The organism is Variovorax sp. V35, assembly GCF_041154465.1.
Classification (GTDB): domain Bacteria; phylum Pseudomonadota; class Gammaproteobacteria; order Burkholderiales; family Burkholderiaceae_C; genus Variovorax; species Variovorax boronicumulans.
The window spans coordinates 25354-49910 of the sequence record NZ_AP028666.1; the positions used below are offsets into that span (position 1 = coordinate 25354).

Sequence of the window (24557 nt, forward strand, 5' to 3'; positions counted from 1 at the left end):
CCCCATCCCATGTCCCAAGAACCTCGCCCTTCCCAACCCGCCGGTGCGCTGCGCCAGCTCCCGTGGAAACGCATCGCCGGCTGGAGCGCCATCGCGGCCGGTGCCGGCGCCGTCGCGCTGCTGGGCGCCGCCATCGTGGGGGTGGTCGCCATCTACCCGAAGCTGCCCGACATTTCCGAGCTGGCCGACTACCGGCCCAAGCTGCCGCTGCGCGTGTACACGGCCGAGGGTTCGCTGATCGGCGAATTCGGCGAAGAGCGCCGCAACCTCACGCCCTTCGCGAACATTCCGAAGGTCATGAAAGACGCCGTGCTGGCCGTGGAAGACGCGCGCTTCTACGACCACGGCGGCGTGGACTACAAGGGCTTCGCGCGCGCGGCCGTGGCCAGCTTCAAGGGCGGGCGCAAGCAGGGCGCCTCGACCATCACGATGCAGGTGGCGCGCAACGTCTACCTGAGCTCGGAGCGCACGCTCAGCCGCAAGGCCTCGGAGATCGTGCTGGCCTTCCGGCTCGAGCAGCAGCTCAGCAAGGACCAGATCCTGGAGATCTACCTGAACCAGATCTACCTGGGCAACCGCGCCTACGGCTTCGCCGCCGCCTCCGAGGCCTACTTCGGCAAGCCGCTGCAGCAGGTGACCATCGCCGAGGCCGCCATGCTCGCCGGCCTGCCGAAGGCGCCCGGCGCCAACAACCCGGTGGCCAACCCGCGCCGTGCACGGGCGCGCCAGCTCTATGTGATCGACCGCATGCACGAGACCGGCTTCATCACCGCCGAGCAGGCGGCCGAAGCCAAGAAGGAAGAGCTGCACCTGCGCGACGCCGCCGACCCGAACCGCCTGCACGCCGAGTACGTGGCCGAGACCGTGCGCCAGATGATGTACGCGCAGTACGGCGACAGCATCTACACCAGCGGCATGAAGGTCTACACCTCGCTGGTGGCGGCCGACCAGGCGGCGGCGTACAAGTCGCTGCGCAAGGGCATCATGGATTACGAGCGCCGTCAGGTGTACCGCGGCCCCGAGAAGTTCGTCGACCTGCCGGCCAGCGGCCAGAAGGAGATCGACGAAGCGGTCGACGAAGCCCTGGCCGAGCACCCCGACAACGGCGACGTGATCTCGGCCGTGGTGCTGGAAGCCAGCGCGAAAGAAGTGACGGCGGTGCGCGCCAACGGCGAAGCCTTCGAGATCTCGGGCGAGGGCCTGAAGCCCGCGCAGTCCGGCCTGGCCGCGAAGGCGCCGCCGAACATCAAGATCCGTCGCGGCGCCGTGATCCGCGTCGCGAAGACGCCCAAGAACACCTGGGAAATCACGCAGCTGCCCGAGGTGGAGGGCGCCTTCATCGGCATGGACCCGCGCACGGGCGCCATCACGGCGCTGGTCGGCGGTTTCGACTTCGGCAAGAACAAGTTCAACCACGTGTCGCAGGCCTGGCGCCAGCCGGGCTCGAGCTTCAAGCCCTTCATCTATTCGGCCGCGCTCGAAAAGGGCTTCACGCCCGCCACCGTGGTGAACGACGCGCCGCTGGTGTTCGATGCCGCCGCCAATGGCGGCCAGCCCTGGGACCCGAAGAACTTCGACGGCGGCTTCGAAGGCCCGATGCCGCTGCGCAACGCGCTCATGAAGTCGAAGAACCTGGTCACGCTGCGCGTGCTGCAGTCGATCGGCGCGCCCTACGCGCAAGACTGGGTCACCAAGTTCGGCTTCGACAAGGACAAGCATCCGGCCAACCTGCCGATGGGCCTGGGCGCCGGTTCGGTCACGCCGATGCAGATGGCGGTGGGCTATTCGGTGTTCGCCAACGGCGGCTACCGCGTGAACCCGTACCTCGTGACCCGCGTGACCGACCTCAAGGACAAGGTGCTGATGGAAACCGAGCCCCCGGTGCTCGACGAAAGCCGCCGCGCCATTCCCGCGCGCAACGCGTTCATCATGGAATCGCTGCTGCAGAGCGTGGTCAAGGGCGGCTCCGGCTTCAAGGCCTACCAGGCGCTCAAGCGCGACGACCTGTACGGCAAGACCGGCACCACCAACGACTCCTTCGACACCTGGTTCGCCGGCTTCCAGCCCACGCGCGTGGGCATCGCCTGGGTCGGCTACGACACGCCGCGCCAGCTCGGCGTGCGCGGCGAGACCGGCGGCAGCCTGAGCCTGCCGATCTGGATCGGCTACATGCAGTCGGCGCTGCGCGGCGTGCCCGTGACCCTGCCGGCCGAACCGCCCGGCGTGGTGAGCATCGACGGCGAGTGGTACTTCGACGACTTCACGCCGGGCCACAACGTGGCGAGCCTGGGCCTGGAAAGCGCCGAGCAGCCGATCCAGCCGGTGGAGGTGCTGACAGGCGCGCCGGTGGGTGCGCCGCCACCGCCTGAAGAGCGCAACCGCATCCTGGACTTCTTCCGCTAGAAAACAGCGAGAGCCACCCAAAGACGCGGGGGACGCGCGGTGCCTACACTCGGTGCCGCGGCCCCCGCTTCTTTTTTGTCTCTTCTCTTTTCTCCCCTTTTCTCGCATCCATGGAAATCCTCACCCTGGTGGCCCTGATCGCCGCCGGCTTCTACATCCTCAAGTCCAAGGAACAGCGCCAGCGCATCGCGCTGCTCGGTCGCCATCTGGGCCGCTACCAGATCGAGAAGCTGATGGAGAGCCTGACCCAGGGCTACCTGCGCTGCCTCGGCGAAGACGACGCCGAGCGCCGCCAGCAGATCTGGCACCTGCTCGACGCCACCGAGGAAAAGCTCGCGGGCCAGTTCGAGACCTTCGCCGCCGAGCTGGCACGCGAACCCGAAGCCGACACGCGCGTGAGCCGGCTGCCGGTGGCCCTGCCGTTCGCCACCACGCTGTTCCCCGCCGCCAGCTTCGACCTGCGCGAGGCACTGCGCATTCATGCGCGCGGCATCGCGGGCGTGGCGAAAAATGCCGCCGGCCGCTCGCCGAAGTCGAAGGCCTTCACGATGTCGGCCGAGCTGTTCCTGATGCAGCACACCTGCCACTGGTTCTGCAAGTCGAAGGCCGTGGCGTCGGCGCGCATGCTGGCGCGGCATCAGACTTCGTACGAGCAGCTGCTCGACGCTGTGAGCCCCGAGACGCGCGAGGCATATCGCGCGCTGGTCGGGACCTGAGGCTCTGCCATGCTGCTCGCGGGCCTCGATCACCATCGTGTCCATGCCGAGCAAGCAGCCTTCGTTCTTGAAGGGGACGTTCGCTACGCCCCCGGAAAATCACTCTGGTTTTCAAGCATGGCTGTGGCCGCGCTGGTCGGCGGCAGCCTGTTCTTTCGCTGGGATGCGGTGGCGCTGTTCGTTGTCAGCACCGGCTTCGTGCTGCTCTTCGGCCACTCGCTGGGCAGCCATCGCCAGCTGATTCACCACAGCTTCCAGTGCCCCCGGTGGCTGCGCCTTGCGCTCATCTATTGCGGGGTGCAGGTCGGCCTGGCCGGACCGCTGGGCATTCTTCGCCAACATGAGTTGCGCGACTACGCGCAGCGTCTGCCCGTGTGCCACGACTACCTGCGCCACGGGCGCGGTTTCTGGACCGATGCGTGGTGGCAGCTGCATTGCGAACTGCACCTGCACCGGCCGCCGCATCTGGAGATCGAGCCACTCATCGCGAACGACCGCGTCCTGCGGTGGCTGGAAAAAACCTGGATGCTGCAACAGCTGCCGCCCGCCGTTCTTTTCTACCTCTGGGGCGGCTGGTCGTTCGTCTTCTGGGGCGTGTGCGCACGCGTCACCGCCGGTGTGCTCGGGCATTGGCTGATCGGCTGGTTCGCGCACAACCACGGCGCGATGAACTACGAAGTGCGAGGCGCCGCGGTGCAGGGCCGGAACATTCCCTGGACCTCGCTGCTGACGATGGGCGAGAGCTGGCACAACAACCACCATGCCTTTCCCGGTTCCGCCCGGCTGGGGCTGGCGCCCGGCGAATGGGATCCGGGATGGTGGATGCTGAAGCTGCTCGAACGCTGCGGACTCGTGTGGAACCTGCGCTTGCCCGAAGCGCTGCCGCCGCGCCCCGAACTTGCGGTGCTCGCCCTGCGTCAGTGAGGTGACAGCAGCGGCAGCGTGAGCGTCGCCACGGCGCCGCCGCGCGTCGCGTTGCCCAGGTCGATGCGGCCCCGGTGCAGGGTCGCGATTTCCTTCACGAACGCCAGGCCCAGCCCCGTGCTCTTCTTCTGGCTGTGCGGCCGGGCGAGCGAATAGAACTTCTCGAAGACTTTTTCCTGCGCGTAGTCCGGAATGCCCGGGCCGTGGTCGCGCACGTTGATGCGCGCCAGCCGCGAGGTGGTTTCCAGCGTCAGCAGCACCTCGCTGTCGGGCGGTGAAAAGTCGAGCGCGTTGTCGAGCAGGTTGCTGATCGCGCGGCGCAGCAGGAACGGATCGCCTTCGACGCGCGCAGGCTCGCGGATGTTCACGATCAACCGGATGTTGCGTCGCGACGCAGCGGGTTGCGCGCTGGCGGCAATGTCCTCGATGAGCGGGCCCAGCGCCACGGGTTCGGTGCGGTCGAGGGTGCGCCGCGTTTCGAGCGCGGTGAGCTCCATCATGCGGTCGACGATTTCCTGGATGCGCTGGGTTTCGCGTTCGATGTTCTTCAGGAAACGCTCGCGCTGGTCGTGCGGCATCTGCGGTTCCTGCAGCAACTCGGCCGCGCCGCGAATCGCCGACAACGGGCTCTTCACTTCGTGCGTGAAGGTCTGCACGTAGTCGGCCACGTAGTTGCGCCCGGTGAGCGCGTCGCGCATTTCACCGAAGCCGGTGCGCACGGCATCGACCGCGCGCCGCGCCATGCGCGACAGGCTCAGGCTGCGCTGTGCGCGCACCCAGGTCCAGTAGTCGCGGATCAGGCCGAAGGGCCGCACCAGCCAGACCGAGACGATCACGGTGAGCAGCAGCAGCGCCAGTGCCGAGCCCACGCCGACCCAGATGGTGCGCACACGCGCGTCCTCGACGAACTGGCCGAAGCTCTGCACCGGCTTGCCGACGCTGACGACGCCGACGATCTCGTCGTTCCAGCGGATCGGCGCGCCGACGTACATCACGGAAGTGCGCGGGTCGCCGTCGACATCGCGCGAGGTGCGCGCGCCGTACAGGCCGCCGAGCGTGCGTTTCACGTCGCTCCACTGCGAGTAGTCGTTGCCCAGGTGGCGGCCGAGCGAATCGAACATCACGCGGCCGGTGCGGTCGGTGACGTACACGCGCAGCTCGACCCGGCTCTTGTGCAGGTTGTAGATCTGGGCCGAAAACTCGCGCGTGTAGACGCTGCGAAAAAGCGGCTCCAGCCGCGCGGTGTTGATGGCGCCGGCGATCACGTCCTGCTCGACCAGGCTGGCCATGAGCTGCGAGGTTTCGACCAATGATTCCTCGGCCGACTCGCGGTAGCGCGGGTCGATGTCGGAAACGACGCGGTACAGCAGGAAGGCGATGCCCGCCGTGTAGATCAGCAGGATGCCGATGAAGATCCGTGTCCGGCGCGTCATTCCCTGCTGGCGGGCAGATCTTCGTGCAGCGCGTAGCCGGTGCCGCGCAAGGTGCGGATCGGCTCCACCTCCGGCGCGATGGTCTTGAGCTTGGCGCGCAGCGTCTTGATGTGCGCGTCGACCGTGCGGTCGAAGCTGTCGCTGGCGTCGTCCCAGACGAGTTGCAGCAGTTCGTCGCGCGTGAACACGCGCCCCGGGCGCTGGACCATGAGTTTCAGCAGGCCGTATTCGTAGCGCGAGAGTTCCAGCAGCCGTCCGTAGTAACGGATTTGCATGCGTTCACTGTCGAGCGAAAAGGGCGTTGCAGGGGTCTGTGGCGCCGCTGGAGGCGGCGCCGGCGCGTTTTGATGGGGTACCCCATGAATCGGCGCTGCGGCCGCTGGCGGGCTTCCTGGGCCGTTTCTGGCGCTGCGCCGCAGGATGGTCCGCACGCGGGCGACCAGCTCGCGGGGTGAAAACGGCTTGGCAATGTAGTCGTCCGCACCCAGTTCGAGGCCCACCACGCGGTCTATTTCGTCGCTGCGGGCCGTCAAAAAGACCATCGGTACCTCCGGGCCGCCCATCGACTGGTTCAGCGCCTGGAGGCGTTTGAAGAGCTCGAAGCCGTTCAGGTCGGGCAATCCGATGTCCAGGATCGCGAGCGCGGGGCGCTCCTGCGCGAACTGCGCGATGGCTTCTTCGGCCGTGGCGCACCAGATCGGCTGGAAACCGTCGCTGCTCAAAACGTACTGGAGCGTGTCGGCGATGCCCGATTCGTCTTCGGCAATCAGGATCCGGGGTTTGAAGCTCATCCGGCGATGTTAGCGAGGGCCACGGACCACCCGTGCCCGGTTTTTCGCCCGAGGCGCCGGCGACCGGCGCGGCCTTTCGCGGCCTTTTTTTTCGGGCGCGGCTTTTCCTCTTCCTGTCTTCTTATTCTTCTTATTCAAATTAGTAGTAGTAGATAAGGGTCGCACCCGTCTGTGGAAAGGTCGCTTTTTCCTTGACGTGACAACGACTTGTCATGCCCGCGTCACTGTGCGCACCCGCGCTTCCGTGGTGTACCCGCAACTTGGACAACATGGGGTAACCCGCCGGCCCTGTGGATAACCGATGGCTTGTGCAAAAACTCTCCCCAGGGTTGTCCTTTGACAGCCTTCCGGAATTCTGCGAAAGACGGTTTTCGGGTCGAGAAATTCATTGCCTGTTAATTGAGCAGGTTGTAGATTTCCCTTGAAAATCAATGACTTGCAACGCCCCTACAGAGCAGTGCCGGGGTTATCCACAGAGTTGCCCCAGTTTTGTGGGGAGAACGCGTGGAGGAACCTTCGGGCGCCGCGCGGACCCAATCCGCTCCTTCACATGACGAAAAAACTCGAACATGACACCTTCTGAAACAAAAGCGATCGTCACCCTGAGCCTGCTGGCGGCCTTCGTCGACGGCGAGAAGCACGAACGCGAGCGCGCCGAGATCAAGCGCATCGCCGAGGGCCTGTCGCAGGCCGACGGCGTGAACCTGCCGACGATCTACCAGGACGTGCTGATGAAGCGGGTGTCGCTGGCCTCGGTGGCCGGCGAGCTGAAAAGCGCCGAGTCGCGCCAGCTGGCGTACGAGATGGCGGTGTGCATGTGCGACGCCGACGGCGTGCAGTCGGAGCCGGAGCGGCTCTTTTTGATGGACGTGCGCAGCTCGCTCGGCCTGGACGCCTCGGCGGCGCAGTTCTCGCAGCGGGCGGAAGACATTGCCGCCGCGGTGCCGGCGGCTGTGGCGGTAACGGCTGCAACGGCGGCGACCCCCGCGGCGCCGCAGGCGCCCGACAGCACCGAGCTCGACCGCGCGATCCTCAACGCCGCCATCCTCAACGGCGCGCTCGAGCTGCTGCCCGAGACGCTGTCGACCATGGCCATCATTCCGCTGCAGATGAAGCTGGTCTACCGCATCGGCCAGGCGCACGGCTACCAGCTGGACACCGGCCACATCAAGGATTTCCTGGCCACCGTGGGCGTGGGCCTGACCTCGCAGTACCTGGAGCAGGCGGGGCGCAAGCTGCTCGGCGGCCTGCTGGGCAAGGTCGGCGGCGGGTTGCTGGGCGGTCTCGGCAAGCAGGCCGTGAGCTCGGGCATGAGCTTCGCGTCGACCTATGCGCTGGGCCACGTGGCCAAGCGCTACTACGCGGGCGGGCGCACGCTCTCCACGCAGATGCTGAAGGACGCGTTCTCGAACGTGGTGAAGGAAGGGCAGGGCCTGCAAACGCAGTACCTGCCGGCGATCCAGGAACGGGCGCGCACGCTGGACACGAGCCAGGTGCTGTCGCTGGTCAAGAACGCCTGATCACAGGCTCGCCCCCAGGCTTCGCGCACTTCGTGTCGCTTCTCCAACCCCCTACCGGGGGCAACACCTGAGGCCCGGCAAAGCCGGTTCCTCGGTGTTCCACGAAGGGACCGCCGGCTAGACCTGGCTGAGGTCGTCGAGGATGGGGCAGTCGGGCCGCGCATCGCCGTGGCAGCAATGCACGAGGTGCGCGAGCGTGCTGCGCATCGACTGCATGTCGGCGATGCGCTGTTCCAGTTCACCCAGGTGCTTTTGCGCGATGCGCTTGACGCTCGCGCTGGCGCGGCGGCGGTTGTGCCACAGGCCGACCAGTTCGGCGATTTCTTCCATCGAGAACCCCAGGTCGCGCGAGCGCTTGATGAAGCGCAGCGTGTGGATGTCGGCGTCGTTGTACTGTCGGTAGCCGCTCTCGGTGCGTGCCACCGCGGGCAGCAGGCCCAGGCCTTCGTAGTGGCGCACCATGCGCGCCGACACGCCCGACAGCCGCGCGGCCTCGCCGATGGCCACCTGGCGGCCGTGGGCCGTGGTCGCCGTCATCATTGAACGGTGTAGCCGGCGTTCTCGATCGCGACCACGATGTCCTGGCGCGGCTGCTGGCTCAACACGTCCACGTGACCGGTTTCGAGATCGACCGTGACCTGCGCATGCGGGTCGACCGTCTGTACCGCGTCCTGCACCGCCTCCACGCAGTGGTTGCAGCTCATGCCGGAGACCTGGAATTTCTGGCTCATCGTCGTTGCTCCTTGTCGGAATGAATGAAGGGTGGAAGGATTGAACACCCGAATCGGGGACAACGCCAGTTTCAACCCTCTCACGATGTCAACGTCCAGCCAAGGGCTTTGAAGCCACCGCGCTTGACCTTGCCATGGTGTCAGGCTTTAGCCTCGGGACCATGGAACACATTCAGCCTCAACCTTCCGCGGCCGCCGCCACGCTGGACCTCTCGGTCGGCGGCATGACCTGCGCCTCGTGCGTGATGCGCGTGGAGCGCGCGCTCAAGAACGTGCCCGGCGTGCAGAACGTGAGCGTCAACCTCGCGACCGAGTCGGCCCGCATCGTGGCCACAGGCGGCGAGGACATGGCCCTGCTGCTGCGCCGCGCCGTGCGCGCCGCCGGCTACGAGCCGCGCGCCGAAAGCACCGCGCAGGACGAGGCCGCCGCGCTGTCGCCCTGGCACGGCTTCATGCCCGTGGCCATCGGCCTGGCGCTGTCGATTCCGCTGATGGCGCCGATGCTGGGCGACCTGGTCGGCCAGAGCTGGATGCTGCCGCCCTGGGTGCAGCTGCTGCTGGCGACGCCGGTGCAGTTCTGGCTCGGCGCGCGCTTCTACCGCGCGGGCTGGCATGCGGCCAGGGCCCGCACCGGCAACATGGACCTGCTGGTGGCGCTGGGCACCAGCGCCGCCTTCGGCCTGTCGCTGTGGCTGTGGTGGCGCGCCGCCACCGGCGAGCATGCGGGGCACGGCATGGTGCCGCACCTGTATTTCGAAGCCTCGGCGGTGGTGATCACGCTGGTGCTGCTGGGCAAGTGGCTCGAGGCGCGCGCCAAGCGCCAGGCCACCTCCGCGATCCGCGCGCTGCAGCAGCTGCGGCCCGAAGTGGCGCACCTGATCAATGCACGCGGCAAGGAAAGCGACGTGCCGCTGGCCGAGGTGATGGTCGGCGACCGGCTCGCCGTGCGCCCCGGCGAACGCGTGCCGGCAGATGCGCGCGTGCTCGAAGGGCAGTCCGAGGTCGACGAATCGATGCTCACCGGCGAACCGCTGCCCGTGGCCAAGAACCCCGGCGACAACTTGACCGGCGGCGCGGTGAACGGCGACGGCCGCATGGTGATCGAGGTGCGCGCGGTCGGCGCCGAGAGCGTGCTGGCACGCATCATCCGGCTGGTCGAGGACGCGCAGGCTGCGAAGGCGCCGATCCAGCGCATGGTCGACCAAGTGGCTGCCGTGTTCGTGCCGGTGGTGCTGGTGATCGCGCTCGTCACCTTCGCGGGCTGGATGGTCGCGGGTGCCGGCGTCGAGACCGCGCTGATCCATGCGGTGGCGGTGCTGGTGATCGCCTGTCCCTGTGCCTTGGGCCTCGCGACGCCGGTGGCGGTGATGGCGGGCACGGGCGTGGCCGCGAAGCACGGCATCCTCATCAAGGACGCACGGGCCTTGGAAATTGCACACCGCGTCGACACCGTGGCTTTCGACAAGACCGGCACGCTGACGGTGGGCCGTCCGGTGCTCACGGCACTGCTGCCCGCGGCCGGCGCGCTGGCGAAGGAGAACGACCTGCTCGCCACGGCCGCGAGCCTGCAAGGCGGCAGCGAGCATCCGCTCGCACGTGCTGTGCTCACAGCCGCCGCTGAACGCGGCGTGCAGGCACCGCCGCTCGGTGCGATGCAGGCGATGCCGGGCCGCGGCGTGCGCGGCGAAGTGAACGGCGCGACCTGGGCCATCGCCAGCCTGCGCTGGTGCCGCGAGCTCGACGCGATGCCGGCCGAGGCCGACATCGAGCGCCTGCAGTCGCAAGGCGCCACGGTCTCCGCGCTGCTGCGTTTCGATGATGCGGGTTCCGCGCATGTGCAGGCCCTGTTGGCCTTCGCCGACGAGCCGAAGCCGCAGGCCGCCGAAGCGATCCGCACCTTGCGCGGGCGTGGCCTGCGCGTGGTGATGATCTCGGGCGACAACCTGCGTGCAGCGCAGGCGATGGCGGCGCGCCTGGGCATTCCGGCCGAGGACGTGCGCGCCGACGTGCTGCCCGCCGACAAGGCCGAGCAGGTGAGCGCGCTGCGCAAGAACGGTCATGTGGTGGCGATGGTCGGCGACGGTGCCAACGATGCGCCCGCGCTCGCCGCGGCCGATGTGGGCATCGCGATGGCGCCATCGGGCGGCGGCACCGACGTGGCGATGGAAGCGGCCGGCATCACGCTGATGCGTGGCGACCTCGCGCTCGTGGCCGAAGCGCTCGAGCTCTCGGGCCGCACGGTGGCGAAGATCCGGCAGAACCTGTTCTGGGCCTTTGCCTACAACGTGGCCGGCATCCCGCTCGCGGCCTTCGGTTTGCTGAGCCCGGTGGTGGCCGGCGCGGCGATGGCGTTGTCGAGCGTGAGCGTGATGGCCAATGCGCTGTTGCTGCGGCGCTGGAAGCCGAAGCACCAACAACATTGATCCGACAGCGGATCAGTCGAACAGCAGCGCCATCAGGTGCTCGTCGACGAAGTCCGCTTCACCGGCCCGGCGGTAGAACTGGCGCAGCGTGCCTTCCTGCACGAAGCCCAGCCGGGCATAGAAACGCAGGGCCGTGGCGTTGTCGCTCTCGGCCATCAGCTCGACGCGGCGAACGCCTTCGGCCTTCAGCCGCGCGAGCACGTCGGTCACCATGGTCTGCGCGATGCCGCGGCCATGCAATGCGGGATCGACCGCGAGCGTGCCCAGGCTCGCCACATGCTGCGCACGGCCCGGGTAGCGCGTGACGCGGTAGAAGCCGGCGAGCTGACCATCGACTTCGAAGATGAAGAACGCACCGCTGTCGAGCAGGCCCTGGAAGATCGGGCGAAAGTCGTCGCGCGGCATCGGGTCGTAGCCCAGGTAGGGCACGACCCGCTCATGCATGTAGAGATCGAAGACGGCGTCGAAATCGGAGGGGGTGGCGAGGCGGTGCAGGGGCATGTCGCGCTTCTTCTATGAGGTCCGCAAGGATGGATGCGGCCGAGCATAGCCATGGCAAGGCGGTGCTGACAACCGCCCCGCTTTTTTCTCCCCCGAAGTTCAACCCTCCGGGAAGCGCCGGCTCGCCACGATCACCGCGTTGGTGCCGCCGAAGGCGAAGGAATTCGACAGCACATGGCGCAGCCCCCGCGCCTCGCGCGCCGCGCCGCGCACGAAGTCGACGTTGCCGAACGCGGCGTCCGGCGTGCGCAGGTGGGCGATGGGCGGCAGGGTCTCGCGGGCCAATGCGCGCAATGCGGCCACGAGTTCGATGGCGCCACCGCCGCCGAGCACGTGGCCGTGGATCGCCTTGGTCGCGCTGACGGGTGCCGCGTCGCCGAAAAATTCGCCGATCGATGCAGCCTCGGCGGCATCGCCGGCGCTGGTGGCCGTGCCGTGGGCGTTGATGTGGCCGATGTCCGAGGGCACGAGCCCGGCGTCGCGCAGCGCGGCACGCATGGCGCGCACCTGGCCGGCCGGGTCGGGGTTGGTGATGTGCGTGCCGTCGCAGTTGCTGGCGTAGCCGCTGAGCACGAAGGGCTGGGCGCCGGCGCCACGGGCGCGCGCATGGGCTTCCGATTCGAGCACCAGCGCGGCCGCGCCCTCGCCGATGGCGAAGCCCGTGCGGTCGCCCGAGAACGGACGGCAGGCGGTGGCGGGCGCATCGGCCGGCGGTGGCGCCATGACGCGCATCGCGTGCCAGCTGGCCATCACGCCGGGCGTGAGCATGGCGTCGTGGCCGCCGACGATGGCGATGTCGATCCAGCCGCCGCGGATGGCGCGCATGGCCTCGCCGATGGCCACTGCCGATGAAGCGCAGGCGCAGGCATAGGCCAGCGCTGCGCCGCGTGCGCCGAAGTGCAGCGCCAGTTCAGCGACCGCGGCGTTGGGCATCACGGTGAGCACGGTGGTGGGGCGCATGCGGCGCTGTTCGCCGTAGAGCGCGCGCGTGGTGGCGTCGAAGGTGCCGGCGCCGGCCAGGCCGCTGCCCCAGAAGATGCCGAGGCGGTCGCGGTCGAGGGCGTCGAGGTCCAGACCGGCATCGGCCGCAGCATCCTGCGCAGCGGCCAGGGCCATCGCGGTGCCACGGTCGAGCGGCAGGCGCGAGGCGCTGCGCACGCTGCTGGCATCGAAGTCGCAGGTGGCGGCGGCGATGGCCATCGGGTCCATGCCGGGAATCTCGAGGGTCTGCGCGCGCACCGCGGAGCGGCCGGCGAACAGTGCATCGTCGAAGGCTTCGATGCTGCGTCCGAGCGGCGTGATGAAACCGAGCCCGCTCACGTGCACGGGTGCGGCGGCGGTGTGGGCCGTGGCGGTGGCCGCCAGCACGGCATGGGCGGCGCCGCTGCTCATGCGGCCGCTGCCATGGGTTCGGCGCGTGCGGCGGCGGCTTCGCCTTCGGCATCGATCACCTCGCACAGCCGCTGCAGCGTGATGCCGGCTTCGCGCGGGTCGAGCCGGTCTTCGGGAATGCGCAGGTGGAAGGCGTCTTCCACGGCGAAGACGAACTCCATGAGCGCGAGCGAATCGAGGCCGAGGTCCGACAGCGCGGTGGCCGGCGAGATGGCCGTGCGCGCGACGCGGAAGTCGGTCTCGAGGATGGTGGCGATGCTGTTGAAGGTGGGAGAGGACGACATGAGGAGGTTCCTTTCTTTCAGGCGTGAAGAGCAAGTCCGCGGACGCGGAACACGGGTTCGGGCACCGGGCCGTGGGCCACGGTCTCGGCGAAGGCGAGGGTCTCGCGCACGACCTGCTGGCGGTCGTTGTCGATGCTGATCATGTGGTAGCTGTTGTTCAGGACCACGGTGCGCAGCGAGGCGCAGCGCAGCCCGCGCACCAGCAGGTCGAGGTTGGACAGGCTGGCCACCTCGTCCTCGCGCGCATGCAGCGCCAGCACCTGCTCGCACTGCACGTCGTTCAGGCGCCGCCGCACGTGGCAGATCAGCCGGTCGTGCTCGCGCAGGTGGCTCACGCCGATCACCGCGCTGCCGGCGCGCGAGACCTGGCGATGGCGCAGCTCGCGCTCGATCCAGGTGCGCACGCGCTCGTTCTTCACGCCGTAGGGCGGGCGCTCGCGGTACTGCCAGAAGCGGCCCAGTGGCGTGTAGAAAGCCAGCGGCAGCAAAAAGCGCGTGCGCGGCACGGCCCAGCCGTCGAAGCGCAGCGTGGTCGACATGAGCACCAGCGCGTCCACCTCGCGCCCGCAGCGGATGGCGCCGCCCAGGGCCAGCGAGGCGCCGGCCGAGATGCCGACCAGCATCACGCGGTCGTGCGTGCGGCGCAGCGCCTTCACGTGCGCCTCGAGGATGTCGAGCCAGCGCTCGAAGGGCACGGCCTGTTGCAGCGGCGCGGCGGCGTCGAACGAGTAGCCCGCGATGCACAGCGGCTGCACCGCATACCCGTGGCGCTGCAGGGTCGATTGCACGGTCAGCAGCTCGTCAGGCGTGCTGCATAAACCATGCAGCAGAACCACCGCGGTGCGCTGCACGGCGGGGGACACCAGGCTCAAGGGATCGGAGGGATCGCGTGCACTCATCGGGAGGTGTGTCGTATGCTCATGTCGCGTTTATCGCGGTGAGCGACTGACCGGCCGCTGACGCGTCCATCGCCAGGGCAGACCCACAAATCACCCACCACTCATTCACTCACCATGCGAATCCTGCTTGTGGAAGATGACACCGTGCTGCGCGACGTGATGCTGCGCAGCCTCGCCGACGCGGGCCATCGGGTCGACGTGTCGACCAACGTCGAAGATGCCGACCACCTGTGGCGCGTGCAGCCCTTCGATGCCGTGCTGCTCGACCTCAACCTGCCCGCCACCGCCAGCCCCACCAGCGGCCTGGCGAGCGGCCTCACGGCCTTGCGACAGGCGCGTGCGCGCGGCGACCGCACGCCGGTGCTGGTGCTCACGGCGCGCGGGCGCACCGAAGAACGCATCGCCGGGCTCGACGCCGGCGCCGACGACTACCTGGGCAAGCCCTTCGACCTCGCCGAGGTGGAGGCGCGGCTGCGCGCCCTGGTGCGGCGCGCCAAGGGCACCGAAGACATCGTGGTACTCGGCCAGCTCAAGCTCGACCGCAAGGCACGGCGCTTCGCGGTCGCGAACGCGCCGCTCGACCTGCCGGCGCGCGAGTTCGAGGTGTTGTGGGAACTCATGAGCCCGCCGGGCCGCACCGTGAGCAAGCGGGCGCTGTCGGACAAGCTCTCGGGTTTTGACGAATCGCTGGGCGACAACGCGCTCGAGGCCTTCATCTCGCGCCTGCGCAAGAAGCTTCTCGGCTCGGGCGCGGGCATCCGCACGCTGCGCGGCATCGGCTACCTGCTCGAAGCCGAGGTGTGAGAAGCGACCCGTGAGCGAGGCCACCACCCCACCGGTCACGCGCACTGCACCTTCGCTCACGCGGCGCGTGCTGCGCAACGTGCTGGTGCCGCTGGCACTGACCTGGATGGCTGGTGCGGTGATCGCACTCGTCATCGCCAACTATTTTTCGGAACAGGCCTTCGACCGCGGCATGCTCGACGACGCCTATGCGCTGTCGGCCAACGTGCAGGCCGGCGAACGCGGCATCGAGCTGCTGCTCACGCCGCGCGAGGTGGCGACCGTGCTGTTCGACCAGACCGACAAGGTCTACTTCTCGGTGCAGCGGCTCGACGGCACGCCCATCTCGGGCAGGGTCGACCTGAAGGCACCGCTGCCCGACGAAGGTTCGCGCTACCGTTTTTCCGACATCGACTACGACGGCAATGTGCTGCGCGCTGTGGTGCTCGACCACGACGCCGAGCCCGGCCTGCACATGCCCTACCGCGTGATCGTGGCCCAGACCACGCTGAGCCGCGCCGCGCTGGTGCAGCGGCTGCTGTTCTATGCCATGGCGCCGCAGGTGCTGCTGCTCGTGCTGCTGGCCGTGTGGCTCTGGCACGGCATCCGGCGCGATCTGCGACCGCTCGGCGAGTTGCAGCGCGCACTCGACACCCGCGACGTGCGCGACCTCTCGCCGGTGGCCGTGGCGCAGACCTCGAAAGAGTTGCAGCGCCTGGGCGATGCCGTCAACGCGCTGTTCGACCGGCTGCGCCACAGCGTGCGCGCGCAGCGCGAGTTCGTGGGCAACGTGGCGCACGAGTTGCGCACGCCCCTCGCGGGCATTCGCGCCCTGGCCGAGTACGGGCTCGCGCAGCACGACACCGAGGTGTGGCGCGAACAGCTCACGCGCGTGTCCGAGCGGCAGGCGCGTGCGAGCCATTTGATCGACCAGTTGCTTGCGCTCGCACTGGCCGACGAGGCGCGCACCGACCTGCAGCGCACGCCCGTGTCGCTCGACATGCTGGCCGAGCAGACCGTGCTGCGCCACCTGGCGCGCGCCGATGCGCGCGGCGTCGACCTGGGCGCGCGCGGCCTCGACGACGGCGTGACGGTGCTCGCGAACGAAGCGCTGGTGGAGGGCATCCTCGACAACCTGATCGACAACGCGCTGCGCTACGGCGGACGCACCATCACCGTCGAACTCGCGGGTCGCACGCTGAGCGTGATCGACGACGGACCCGGCATTCCGCTCGAAGCGCAGCGTGACCTCATGCAACGCTGGGCACAAGGCCCCGCGGGCCAGAAGCTGGGGCAGGGCGCGGGGCTGGGGCTGTCGATCGTGGCGCGCTATGCCGAGCTGCTGGGGGCAGAGCTGCGGCTCGATGCCGCGGAGCCCACGGGCCTGCGCGTGAGCGTGACCTTCGGGGACGACGCTTGACCGTTCACGCGCGTGTCAGTGGCTTGCGCAGATAGACGCGTGTGCGCCCGTCGAGGGATTCGCGCCGGAACTCGACATAGCCGATGCGCTGGTAGAGCGCGAGGTTCTCGGTCATCTTCTCGTTCGTGAACAGGTAGATCGATGCGTGGCCCTGGCGCAGCGCTTCGCGCTCGGCCAGTTCGAGCAAGGCGCGACCCGCGCCGCTGCCCTGGCGGTCGGGGTGGACCGCGATCACGTCGATGAGGAAGCCTTCGTCGGTGACGTCGAGCAGCAGCGCCGCGCCGATCTGTTGCTCCGGCCGCTCGGCCACCCAGACCTGCAAGTGCGCGATGGCCTGCGCGTAGTCGCGCGTCATCGGCCGCGGCGTGAGGCTCAGGCGCGGGATGTAGGTGCGGAAGGCCTCGACCGCGCATGCGGTGACAGTCGCCACGTCGTCGGCGGTGGCGCGACGCAGATGCCAGGGTGCAGCGTTGTCGCTCACGCGTCGAACTCGACCTCGCCCTCGATCTCCACCGGGATGCCGAAAGGCAGCTCGGCCATGCCCACGGCGCTGCGCGCATGGGCGCCGACCTCGGGACCGAAGAGCTCGAGGATCAGATCGGAAAACCCGTTGATGACCGCCGGCTGCTGTTGAAAGCCGGGCGCCGAGGCCACCATGCCGAACACGCGCGTCCATGCGGTGATGCGGTCCAGGTCGCCGAGCGCGCGCTGCAGGCTGCCGAGCATCGCGAGGCCGGTGAGGCGCGCGGCGGTGTAGCCCTGCTCGACGGTCAGTTCGGTGCCGAGCTTGCCCAGCGGCGCGGCGATGCGGCCATCGGCATCCAGCGGGCCGTGGCCCGAGACGATCGCGCGCCGGCCGATGAGACGGACGAACTGGAAGGGGAGGATGACGCCGGGAGGTGGCGTCACGGCAGGAGGAAGGACGAGGCCCAGGGCGTGGAGGCGTTCGGCAATGCGCGTCATGGTGAAGATGCGTGCGGCAAATGACCAAGGGTACGCGCGGCGTGCTGCGAAGGCAATTTGGGCGTTTTGCGGCTCACGGCGGGGAGACACTGCCGTGGGTGCGGCCAAGAGCACCGGCTATCGAGTGCCCATCCAGTTGCTGCCGAGTGACAGGTCCTTGCTGAAGATCAGGAGGGTGCCCCAAAGAAGAAAAGAGGCACAAAGCAGGCAGATGATGAAGATCAGAGCGCCTGCGAAGCTCGCAAATCCTGTCTTGTCTCGTGCCATCTTGAACCCGAGCACGATGCCACCCACTAGCAACCCAAGAAGAAGCCATGGGATGCCGCATAGAAGAAGGAAAAATGGATCTGCAAAGCAGCCAGTCATGTCGATTCGATGTGGCAGCCGTCGAGCTTGCACATGCCTATTCTTTTGGCGTGGGGGCGGTTCATTGCGGCAGCTTGATGTTGGAGCCGTCGAGCTTGAGACCGCTCAGCTTCTTCAGGTCGGTGCCACCGGTTTTCTTGAATTCATGGACCTGGGTGTTGGACAGGTCCAGGGTCAAGGCAAAGGCGGCCGAGCTCAGTTCCAGCTTGCCGATGCGGGCATCGTTCAAGCGCACGGAGTTCGCTTCGAATTCCTCCATAAGCAGATGCGCCGCATGGGCGTACTGCAGGTCAAGCCGGGTGAACTTGCTCTTTCGAAAAACAAGGGACTCGGTATGTGGGCCGCCGCCGATGTCCACGAGGATGTTGTCGCCAAGGATGGAGGTGTTCTCGATCAGAACCTCCTGGGCGTCATTGCTGGCGAGGGTGAAAGCGAACTTTCCGACTAATGCGGGAGGCGTGAACTGGCTATCTCGCACGGCGAGGCGTTTGGCGCCTTTGACTATCGCCTCGACGGTCCCGCCACGCACTCGCTCCATCGAGAGTCCCTCCTTGATAGTGGCGCCGGTCAAGTCGAGCGTGTCGATGACGGTGTCACGGATGATGAGAGATTGGATTGAACTCGCGACCATATTGAAGGTGCCGCGCAACTTGCTGCGTTCTATCAAAACCGGCGCATGCACATTGGCCACCTCTCTAGGGTCATGCTTGCTCGAAACGGCTTCGAATTCACAGTCCCGAATCATCAACTTGGTGAGTCCGCTCAAGTCAAACCATTTGCCCTTGCATCTCACGAACTCTGCTTCTCCATAGCCGCCCACTGCACCCCAGTGATTGCGGTTGCTGTCCGTACCGACGAAATCGCATCCATCGAACACTAGGCGCTTGCTGTCCGAGTAGCCCATCACATAGGTTTCTCCGCCAAAGGCACAGCGATGAAGGGTCACGTCCACCATGTCGCCAAAACCGTGGATGCCGACAAACTTGCAGTTCTCGAAAGTGCTCTTCTCGAGTCGATCGAGCTTGATTTCATAGGCACCCGCAAAGTCGCAGTTCACGAATTTCACATGGCGCCACACCAGTCCTTGAAGATTGAGTCCACTGAACTCCGCGCCTTCGATGGTCAGCAGCGTATCGCCCGTTTCACGAGTGCGTAGAGCCGGATCCTGCAGATAGCGGTAGATCCTGCTGAAATTCTTGATGTTGGGTTTGCTGCTCATGGAGCATCCGGTCAAAGGGAAGAAAAGGGAGGTTGCGGTCAAGCCGAAGGTAGAGAGGAAGTCGCGTCGTTGCATGGGCTATCTATCGCACGGGGTCCTTGTTGACCCAGATGGCGGACTTCTTGTCGACATATCCTTTGCTCAGGAAGTTATCGGACAAGAAATCCCAATCCGGCACTTCCCCACGCTCTCCCAACGGTCGTCCAAAGTGCCACACCGCGTTCTTCGGACGCGCCGGGTCCGACTTGTCCAGGCTGAACCCGCCCATGTTCACATTGCCGTCGATGAGTGCGATGTCCAGAGGAAACACCCACGGGTCTGCATGGAGCACGTCTTTGCCCCAGTTTTCGCCCGCGTCGGTCAGGCTGGGTTCTTTCAACGTCACTTCACAGAAGGCCTGAACCAGTCGCTGACGGAGCGTCACGTACTCGGTGTTGGGGTAGTTCTCGACCACTGATCGGGGACTCCACGCCATTGCCAGGGCACCGTTGGAACTCACAGTCTTGGAGCTCATCATCGACAACAGCATTGCCGTGTCTTCATCCTTGAAGCTCAGTGTGGTGCCGTTCAAGGTGGGCGCGATGGGATGCCAGGTCTTGGTTTCGCCGCGCGAACCATCGGGACGCTTTGGATTGTTCTTCTCGAACACCCACAACTTCACTTCTGTCACACACCCCAGCTTGCGCACTTGCTCGCTCAAGACCAGTTCCAGCTGACCGCTCTTGCCGAAGTACCCAGGCTTGAAGCGCAATGGCACACGGATGTTGCCTTTCTTGGGCAAGCCGCTCATGGCGTGCAGGTAGTCGAGTGCCACCGCCAACCGCGGCTTTTCATTGAAGCCCTTGCCCTGGAACTCGCTCTGGACATGACACCGATCGGTCTTCACCTGCCGGATCTCGCCCGTTGTGGGGTCGAGCGCGGTCCCCGCGGGCGGCCGGCCGGTCCAGGCGCTGAGTTCGCCGTCCAGGTTTTGGTAGCCGATGGGCCCGCCACAACTGGAGACGATCAGCGCCGTCACGGTGTTCGGTTTGACTGTTTGCGTGTTGTGGATGCCCGGGTCCTTGGCTTCTCGCACCTCGACGCGCCAGCCATCTGACGCATAGATGCCACGGGGGTCCCAACCGAGCTTGTAGACGCCCGAGCGATGGCTGTGGCCCGACAGGTGCCAATCCACCTTGGGGCGGCTGGGACTGGTCTTTGCCTGATCCATCGGCTGAACGTATTGGGCCAGGTAGGTGGCCTGGTTCTTTTCGCAAGTGCCCACGTTGACGTGGTTCAGCGCAGCCTTCATGCCCCAGACACCGGTGGCGCCATCGCGGGGGTGGAAGAAGACGCGTTCCTTCTTCTTGGCGAGGTTGCTGTAGGGCTCGGGCTCGTCGAAGCTCACGATGGTGAAGTGCGTGGCAACGGTGAGGGTGCTCTTGCTCGCGGCCTTGTAGTTTCGGGCCTGTGTCAGAAGCTTCAGCTGGTCATGGCTGAAGGACTCGGTGGCACGTGGAAGTATTCCCGACCCTTGGCGGTCTACCCCCGCCTCTGCAACGCCCAGCAAGTTCTTGAAGTTCTCGTCGATGCCCCAGCCCAGCGCGGCAATCACCTGTCCGGCTTTGACGCCCGGCTTGTCGGTGCTGTCCGCGCCGTAGGCAGCCATGGCGCCACATCCGCTGCATCGGGCATGAATGGCAATTCGACCAGCCAAGGTCCGATGCCAGCCGCGGCGGCTTCAGGTGTGTGAAGGAACAAAGGTGTTGCATCGAGTTGGTATCGCGCCACCAGACGCGCCACCCATCCGTCTTCCTGCCTGTCTTCTTCGACCCCCCCGCATCGGCTGGCGTCCACCAATGCGTGACAACGTTGACCGTTCTGGCGCGAGAGGCGGGCGAAAGTACCGATGTCTTGTGCGATGGTCTGCGAGATCTCATGCTCGACCGCCTCACGTTCGTACGCTTGAATTGCCATCGGTACTGGCCCTGTCAGATCCGGGGAGCCACAGGCGAGGCCTGACGTGCAGCGCGTGCCAGGCATTCCGAGCACACGCTCTGTGCCGTGGGCCCTGGCTTCTTGTCGGGGCCCGGCGTTCCGTGCATTGCCGCATGCTCGATCCACGTGCCCAACGTGCCATGTCGGATGCCGCCTTGGCTCCATTCGCTGAAGCTGGTACCGCCGTTGATCGTGACCTTTTTCTTGGCGGTGATATAGACGGTGTCTTCGGTGCTCACGATGTCGATGTCTTTCAAGGCGGTGGCCTCGATGGCGTCGCTTTGGGCTTCGATGCGGATGTCGCCCTGCGATGCAAAGGCCTTGATGCCGCTCTTGAGCGTGAAGATGCGCATGCCTTCCGCCACGCTGGCGAGGATGCGTTGGGCGGCGCTCAGTGAGGTGTGGCCGGCACTGGTGAGCTGGATGTGCGCGCCGGTGTGCGCATGCAGGTGCGTGGCGGTGGTAGCAGCGATGCCTGCGGGGCTGGCGAGCGCGAGATGCGGTGTGGCCAGTTCGGGAAAGCGGCCTTCGGTCGATGGGCTGCCGTGGCCCCGGAGGTCTTCGTTCTGCTGCTTGATGGCATGGGCGACGGTGGACTGGTCGTCGTTGTCGTCCTGGGCCTCGGCTGTGCGGGCCGCTTCGGCCAGGCCTTCGATCTGGTCGCGTGCGCTCGTCAGGCACTGGATGGTTTCGCCCATGTCCTTGGCGTGGCGAGCTGCATCGGGGCGGCCTTCAGTGGTGATGAGCATGCCGTCCTGCGCCCTGAGCACGCCGTGGGCATCAGTGCGCAGCTCGAACCCTTCGCCCCTGGGGTCCTTTCTGCCCGCGTTGTCCTCGATGCGCGTGATCGCCCCCAGGCTCAGGCTTGAACTCTGGTGATCACTCTTGAGCTGCGCCTGGATTTTCTCGGCCGTGTCATCCAGGATCAGGTGGTTCGACCTGCCCGCCGCACTGTTGCCTCCGCCCTCGGTCAGCTCCCGGCTCCTGAACCCGCTCAATGCGCTCTGGCCAGGGAGTTGCCACGGCGGCAGGTTCACCTGGTTGTGCACCCTGCCCATGCAGATCGGCAGGTCCGCATCTCCCGCGATGAAGCCCACGATGACTTCCTGCCCGATGCGCGGGATCTGGATGCCCCCGAGCTGGTTGCCCGCCCAGGGCGAGCTCACCCGCACCCAGCAGCTGCTGTGCTGGTTCTTCTGTCCCTGCCGGTCCCAGGGGAACTGCACCTTGATGCGCCCCAGCTCGTCCGTCCACAGGTTCTGGCCTTCGGGGCCCACCACCAGCGCCACCTGCGGGCCGACCATGGCGGGCTTGGGCTGGGTCGGCTCGGGTCGCAGGGGCTCTGTGACCGGGTGGGCTGTGAAGTCCACCTGCACGCGCCATTGCTGCTTGCGGTCAGGACTGGCTTCGCGGTTCTGGCTGTCTTCAGCCACGTCCTCGATGAGCAAGCGGGTGTCCAGGATCAGGTACTCGGCGTTGGCCGACTCCCTCGGGTGTTTCTTCAGCTGGAAGGTGCATCCGGGCACCATGCCTCTGAGGTTGCCACTGGCCTGGGCGCGGGCTCCGTGGGTGCGCAGTGCCTGCATGCGCAGCAGGGAGAGCAAGTGGCCTTCGCTGTGAGGATCAGTGCTTGCATCAGTTCCCGCATTGGGCTGGGCGTAGTGACTGCCCCCCGCTCCCGAGGCATGCCACTGGTAGACCTCGCCCTCGGCCTGCCCGGGCGGGCGTGGGTCGCTTCGAGAAACACTCAGATCAGCCCTGGGCCGGGTGTAGTCGTAGTCCCGGGTGGCGTACTTCCCACTGGTGAGCTGGTGCTGGGGAACGAAGCTGTGGATGTACTCGGCATCGATCTTCCAGCCCGGGGCGTGGTATTCCACATGCTCGTACAGCGGATCGCCAGCCGCATAGGCGCCCATGGCGTCCGAGAGCACCAGGCGGTGCTTACCGTCCGAATGTTCGAAGTGGTAGCTGATGCCCCATTCCTGGCACAGGCGGGCAAGGAAGGCGAAGTCGCTCTCGTTGAACTGGGTCTGGTAGTCGCGCACGGGGTAGTGCTCGATCAGGCGTTTGTCCACGGGGAAGGCGTAGCCGCCCAGGAGTTCGTCCAGGATCTGGACGACGCTGAGGTTCTGGAAGATCCTGCAGTCGGTGCGCAGGGTGGCCAGGTGCAGCCAGGGGCGCAGGGTGAGCTTGTACTGGGCGTGGCGCCCTTCCTCGCCCCACAGGGCCGCGTCAGTGATCAGGGCGTTGAGCTGGCGAGGCGAAGAGCCATCGAGTTCGATCTCGCAGCTGATCTCCTGGCCGATGAAGGCATCCAGGTCGAAGTCGGCGCCGGAGGAGACGCCGGACAGAGCCAGGGCATCCGGGGTCTTGAGAAAGAGTTCGTAGGCAAAGAGGCTGTTGACCCCCTCATGCCCTGACAGCCGCACAGGCGACAGCGCAGCCTGACCAAGAACAACAGGGATCGCAGCAGAAGAAACAGACAGCGTGCGCGGCATCGACGACTTCCTTGAAAGAAGGAGGAGAGGTCGGCGCAGTCTGCAGGGACTGCGCGGCGCACACTGCGAACAATCGTCACCTCACGCGCTGCCCGCCAAAAAGGGCGAAGCAAGCGCGAAGAAGTTGACGCTGAAGGGCCCGCTCAGCCCAGCGCCGGATAGTCCGTATACCCCTTCACCCCACCCCCATACATCGTCGCCTTGTCCAGCTCGTTCAGCGGCGCGTGCTCGCGCAGGCGGCGCACGAGGTCGGGGTTCGAGATGAAGGGCTTGCCGAAGGCCACGAGGTCGTCGCCTTCCTTCACGGCTTCTTCGGCCAGGGGGCGGTCGTAGCCGTTGTTGACCATCCAGGCGGCCTTGCCGCCGGCGGCGCGGTAGGCGGCCTTGAGGGCTTCGTAGTCGAAGGGGCGGTCGGCGATTTCGCGCGGGCCGCCGGTGGCGCCTTCGATGATGTGGATGTAGGCCAGGTTCAGCGGCGCGAGCTGCTGCACGACGTAGGTGAACAGCGGCTGCGGGTCGCTGTCGTGCGCGTCGTTGGCGGGCGTGACGGGCGACAGGCGGATGCCGGTCTTGCCGCCGCCGACGGCATCGACCACGGCGCGCGTGGACTCGAGCAGCAGGCGCGCGCGGTTCTTGATGGAGCCGCCGTAGTCGTCGGTGCGCTTGTTGCTGCCGTCCTTGAGGAACTGGTCGAGCAGGTAGCCGTTGGCGCCGTGCAGTTCCACGCCGTCGAAGCCTGCGGTCTCGACGGCGTTGCGTGCGGCTGCGGCATAGGCGTGGACGATGCCGGGCAGTTCGGCCGCGTCGAGCGCGCGCGGTTCCGACGTTTCAACGAAGGTGGGCACGCCGTCCTTGATGAGCACGGTCTTGGTCTTGGCGGTGATGGCCGAGGGCGCCACGGGCTTGCCGCCACCGGGTTGCAGTTCGGTGTGCGAGACGCGGCCCACGTGCCACAGCTGCACGACGATCTTGCCGCCCTCGGCGTGCACGGCGTCGGTCACGCGCTTCCAGGCGTCGAGTTGCTCGGTGCCGTAGAGGCCGGGCACGTCGGCGTAGCCCTGGCCCTGGTGGCTGATGGCGGTGGCTTCGGTGATGAGCAGGCCGGCGCTGGCGCGCTGGGCGTAGTAGGTGGCGGCGATGTCGGGCGGGATCGCGTTGGGCGAGCGGTTGCGCGTGAGCGGCGCCATCACGATGCGGTTGGCGAGCTGGAGGTCGCCGGCCTGGACGGGGTCGAAAAGGGTGGACATCGTGGATTGAGGGGGCAGAGTTGAAACAGGCGCAAGGCTAAGCCGCCCGTCTCAACCCTGCTGTCGC

Annotated in this window: 23 protein-coding genes; 7 read left to right on the top strand and 16 right to left on the bottom strand. The window is 66.8% G+C overall.

What is annotated here, in order from left to right:
- Positions 1-9 precede the first annotated feature (9 nt).
- The 3 genes from ACAM42_RS00115 (at position 10) to ACAM42_RS00125 (ending at position 4043) form a co-directional block, all read left to right on the top strand.
- Positions 10-2403, top strand: a complete 2394-nt coding sequence (locus ACAM42_RS00115) for a penicillin-binding protein 1A (protein WP_062473814.1) — start codon at positions 10-12, stop codon at positions 2401-2403.
- Between the two features lie 110 nt (positions 2404-2513).
- Complete coding sequence (locus tag ACAM42_RS00120; protein WP_307582476.1) at positions 2514-3119, top strand: hypothetical protein; 606 nt, start codon at positions 2514-2516, stop codon at positions 3117-3119.
- A gap of 9 nt (positions 3120-3128) precedes the next feature.
- The gene (locus tag ACAM42_RS00125; RefSeq protein WP_307638456.1) at positions 3129-4043 is read left to right on the top strand and encodes an acyl-CoA desaturase; all 915 of its coding nucleotides are present in this window, start codon (positions 3129-3131) and stop codon (positions 4041-4043) included.
- On the opposite strand, the gene creC is transcribed toward ACAM42_RS00125, so the two are convergent.
- The gene (creC, locus tag ACAM42_RS00130) at positions 4037-5476 is read right to left on the bottom strand and encodes a two-component system sensor histidine kinase CreC (RefSeq protein WP_070063950.1); all 1440 of its coding nucleotides are present in this window, start codon (positions 5474-5476) and stop codon (positions 4037-4039) included. The two genes, ACAM42_RS00125 and creC, sit on opposite strands and share 7 nt — an antisense overlap.
- Positions 5473-6267, bottom strand: coding sequence for a two-component system response regulator CreB (creB, locus tag ACAM42_RS00135; RefSeq protein ID WP_369630754.1), 795 nt, complete (start codon positions 6265-6267; stop codon positions 5473-5475). Before creB ends, creC begins: the two co-directional genes overlap by 4 nt.
- 569 nt (positions 6268-6836) lie before the next feature.
- On the opposite strand from creB, the gene ACAM42_RS00140 reads away from it, so the two are divergent.
- Positions 6837-7787 (top strand): YcjF family protein, encoded by a 951-nt coding sequence (locus ACAM42_RS00140; RefSeq protein WP_369630755.1) that lies wholly within the window; start codon positions 6837-6839, stop codon positions 7785-7787.
- A 117-nt stretch (positions 7788-7904) separates the two neighbouring features.
- Here the strand turns inward: ACAM42_RS00140 and cueR are convergent, their stop codons facing one another.
- Complete coding sequence (cueR, locus tag ACAM42_RS00145; RefSeq protein ID WP_369630756.1) at positions 7905-8324, bottom strand: Cu(I)-responsive transcriptional regulator; 420 nt, start codon at positions 8322-8324, stop codon at positions 7905-7907.
- A complete protein-coding gene (locus ACAM42_RS00150; protein WP_062473802.1) occupies positions 8324-8518 on the bottom strand; it encodes a heavy-metal-associated domain-containing protein in 195 nt (64 codons plus the stop codon). The genes cueR and ACAM42_RS00150 overlap by 1 nt, the downstream gene beginning before the upstream one ends.
- A gap of 161 nt (positions 8519-8679) precedes the next feature.
- On the opposite strand from ACAM42_RS00150, the gene ACAM42_RS00155 reads away from it, so the two are divergent.
- A complete protein-coding gene (locus tag ACAM42_RS00155; RefSeq protein ID WP_369630757.1) occupies positions 8680-10941 on the top strand; it encodes a heavy metal translocating P-type ATPase in 2262 nt (753 codons plus the stop codon).
- A 12-nt stretch (positions 10942-10953) separates the two neighbouring features.
- On the opposite strand, the gene ACAM42_RS00160 is transcribed toward ACAM42_RS00155, so the two are convergent.
- The 4 genes from ACAM42_RS00160 to ACAM42_RS00175 all read right to left on the bottom strand — a co-directional run bounded on the left by ACAM42_RS00160 (position 10954) and on the right by ACAM42_RS00175 (position 14017).
- Positions 10954-11442 (bottom strand): N-acetyltransferase family protein, encoded by a 489-nt coding sequence (locus tag ACAM42_RS00160; RefSeq protein ID WP_369630758.1) that lies wholly within the window; start codon positions 11440-11442, stop codon positions 10954-10956.
- 99 nt (positions 11443-11541) lie between these two features.
- Positions 11542-12834 carry a beta-ketoacyl synthase gene (locus ACAM42_RS00165; RefSeq protein WP_369630759.1) on the bottom strand — a complete coding sequence of 431 codons (1293 nt, stop codon included), beginning with the start codon at positions 12832-12834 and terminating at the stop codon, positions 11542-11544.
- Positions 12831-13118 (bottom strand): phosphopantetheine-binding protein, encoded by a 288-nt coding sequence (locus ACAM42_RS00170; protein ID WP_095948423.1) that lies wholly within the window; start codon positions 13116-13118, stop codon positions 12831-12833. The genes ACAM42_RS00165 and ACAM42_RS00170 overlap by 4 nt, the downstream gene beginning before the upstream one ends.
- A 17-nt stretch (positions 13119-13135) precedes the next feature.
- The gene (locus tag ACAM42_RS00175) at positions 13136-14017 is read right to left on the bottom strand and encodes an alpha/beta hydrolase (RefSeq protein ID WP_369630760.1); all 882 of its coding nucleotides are present in this window, start codon (positions 14015-14017) and stop codon (positions 13136-13138) included.
- A gap of 114 nt (positions 14018-14131) precedes the next feature.
- On the opposite strand from ACAM42_RS00175, the gene ACAM42_RS00180 reads away from it, so the two are divergent.
- Together ACAM42_RS00180 and ACAM42_RS00185 are read left to right on the top strand one after the other, a co-directional pair.
- Positions 14132-14821 carry a response regulator transcription factor gene (locus ACAM42_RS00180; protein ID WP_056574813.1) on the top strand — a complete coding sequence of 230 codons (690 nt, stop codon included), beginning with the start codon at positions 14132-14134 and terminating at the stop codon, positions 14819-14821.
- Positions 14822-14831: 10 nt separating this feature from the next.
- Complete coding sequence (locus ACAM42_RS00185; protein WP_369630761.1) at positions 14832-16220, top strand: sensor histidine kinase; 1389 nt, start codon at positions 14832-14834, stop codon at positions 16218-16220.
- Positions 16221-16224: 4 nt separating this feature from the next.
- On the opposite strand, the gene ACAM42_RS00190 is transcribed toward ACAM42_RS00185, so the two are convergent.
- The 8 genes from ACAM42_RS00190 to ACAM42_RS00225 all read right to left on the bottom strand — a co-directional run bounded on the left by ACAM42_RS00190 (position 16225) and on the right by ACAM42_RS00225 (position 24490).
- Positions 16225-16701 (bottom strand): GNAT family N-acetyltransferase, encoded by a 477-nt coding sequence (locus ACAM42_RS00190; RefSeq protein WP_369630762.1) that lies wholly within the window; start codon positions 16699-16701, stop codon positions 16225-16227.
- Positions 16698-17183 carry a RidA family protein gene (locus ACAM42_RS00195; RefSeq protein WP_369630763.1) on the bottom strand — a complete coding sequence of 162 codons (486 nt, stop codon included), beginning with the start codon at positions 17181-17183 and terminating at the stop codon, positions 16698-16700. The genes ACAM42_RS00190 and ACAM42_RS00195 overlap by 4 nt, the downstream gene beginning before the upstream one ends.
- Positions 17184-17300: 117 nt before the next feature.
- A complete protein-coding gene (locus ACAM42_RS00200; protein WP_369630764.1) occupies positions 17301-17549 on the bottom strand; it encodes a hypothetical protein in 249 nt (82 codons plus the stop codon).
- Between the two features lie 61 nt (positions 17550-17610).
- Positions 17611-18768 (bottom strand): hypothetical protein, encoded by a 1158-nt coding sequence (locus ACAM42_RS00205; protein ID WP_369630765.1) that lies wholly within the window; start codon positions 18766-18768, stop codon positions 17611-17613.
- Between the two features lie 82 nt (positions 18769-18850).
- On the bottom strand, positions 18851-20416 hold the full coding sequence (locus ACAM42_RS00210) for a hypothetical protein (RefSeq protein ID WP_369630766.1): 1566 nt from the start codon (positions 20414-20416) through the stop codon (positions 18851-18853).
- Positions 20359-20724, bottom strand: a complete 366-nt coding sequence (locus ACAM42_RS00215) for a hypothetical protein (RefSeq protein ID WP_369630767.1) — start codon at positions 20722-20724, stop codon at positions 20359-20361. The genes ACAM42_RS00210 and ACAM42_RS00215 overlap by 58 nt, the downstream gene beginning before the upstream one ends.
- A 14-nt stretch (positions 20725-20738) precedes the next feature.
- Positions 20739-23243, bottom strand: a complete 2505-nt coding sequence (locus ACAM42_RS00220) for a type VI secretion system Vgr family protein (RefSeq protein WP_369630768.1) — start codon at positions 23241-23243, stop codon at positions 20739-20741.
- Between the two features lie 143 nt (positions 23244-23386).
- Complete coding sequence (locus tag ACAM42_RS00225; RefSeq protein ID WP_159279063.1) at positions 23387-24490, bottom strand: alkene reductase; 1104 nt, start codon at positions 24488-24490, stop codon at positions 23387-23389.
- Positions 24491-24557 lie beyond the last annotated feature (67 nt).

What these genes read in the sequence shown, in the direction of transcription:
- ACAM42_RS00150 (WP_062473802.1), bottom strand. Translation starts at nt 8,518, where the DNA reads ATGAGCCAGAAATTCCAGGTCTCCGGCATGAGCTGCAACCACTGCGTG.
- ACAM42_RS00155 (WP_369630757.1), top strand. Translation starts at nt 8,680, where the DNA reads ATGGAACACATTCAGCCTCAACCTTCCGCGGCCGCCGCCACGCTGGAC.
- creC (WP_070063950.1), bottom strand. Translation starts at nt 5,476, where the DNA reads ATGACGCGCCGGACACGGATCTTCATCGGCATCCTGCTGATCTACACG.
- cueR (WP_369630756.1), bottom strand. Translation starts at nt 8,324, where the DNA reads ATGACGGCGACCACGGCCCACGGCCGCCAGGTGGCCATCGGCGAGGCC.
- ACAM42_RS00165 (WP_369630759.1), bottom strand. Translation starts at nt 12,834, where the DNA reads ATGAGCAGCGGCGCCGCCCATGCCGTGCTGGCGGCCACCGCCACGGCC.
- ACAM42_RS00210 (WP_369630766.1), bottom strand. Translation starts at nt 20,416, where the DNA reads ATGGCTGCCTACGGCGCGGACAGCACCGACAAGCCGGGCGTCAAAGCC.
- ACAM42_RS00140 (WP_369630755.1), top strand. Translation starts at nt 6,837, where the DNA reads ATGACACCTTCTGAAACAAAAGCGATCGTCACCCTGAGCCTGCTGGCG.
- ACAM42_RS00170 (WP_095948423.1), bottom strand. Translation starts at nt 13,118, where the DNA reads ATGTCGTCCTCTCCCACCTTCAACAGCATCGCCACCATCCTCGAGACC.
- ACAM42_RS00120 (WP_307582476.1), top strand. Translation starts at nt 2,514, where the DNA reads ATGGAAATCCTCACCCTGGTGGCCCTGATCGCCGCCGGCTTCTACATC.
- ACAM42_RS00125 (WP_307638456.1), top strand. Translation starts at nt 3,129, where the DNA reads ATGCTGCTCGCGGGCCTCGATCACCATCGTGTCCATGCCGAGCAAGCA.
- ACAM42_RS00195 (WP_369630763.1), bottom strand. Translation starts at nt 17,183, where the DNA reads ATGACGCGCATTGCCGAACGCCTCCACGCCCTGGGCCTCGTCCTTCCT.
- ACAM42_RS00215 (WP_369630767.1), bottom strand. Translation starts at nt 20,724, where the DNA reads ATGGCAATTCAAGCGTACGAACGTGAGGCGGTCGAGCATGAGATCTCG.
- creB (WP_369630754.1), bottom strand. Translation starts at nt 6,267, where the DNA reads ATGAGCTTCAAACCCCGGATCCTGATTGCCGAAGACGAATCGGGCATC.
- ACAM42_RS00180 (WP_056574813.1), top strand. Translation starts at nt 14,132, where the DNA reads ATGCGAATCCTGCTTGTGGAAGATGACACCGTGCTGCGCGACGTGATG.
- ACAM42_RS00175 (WP_369630760.1), bottom strand. Translation starts at nt 14,017, where the DNA reads ATGAGTGCACGCGATCCCTCCGATCCCTTGAGCCTGGTGTCCCCCGCC.
- ACAM42_RS00225 (WP_159279063.1), bottom strand. Translation starts at nt 24,490, where the DNA reads ATGTCCACCCTTTTCGACCCCGTCCAGGCCGGCGACCTCCAGCTCGCC.
- ACAM42_RS00220 (WP_369630768.1), bottom strand. Translation starts at nt 23,243, where the DNA reads ATGCCGCGCACGCTGTCTGTTTCTTCTGCTGCGATCCCTGTTGTTCTT.
- ACAM42_RS00200 (WP_369630764.1), bottom strand. Translation starts at nt 17,549, where the DNA reads ATGACTGGCTGCTTTGCAGATCCATTTTTCCTTCTTCTATGCGGCATC.
- ACAM42_RS00115 (WP_062473814.1), top strand. Translation starts at nt 10, where the DNA reads ATGTCCCAAGAACCTCGCCCTTCCCAACCCGCCGGTGCGCTGCGCCAG.
- ACAM42_RS00205 (WP_369630765.1), bottom strand. Translation starts at nt 18,768, where the DNA reads ATGAGCAGCAAACCCAACATCAAGAATTTCAGCAGGATCTACCGCTAT.
- ACAM42_RS00160 (WP_369630758.1), bottom strand. Translation starts at nt 11,442, where the DNA reads ATGCCCCTGCACCGCCTCGCCACCCCCTCCGATTTCGACGCCGTCTTC.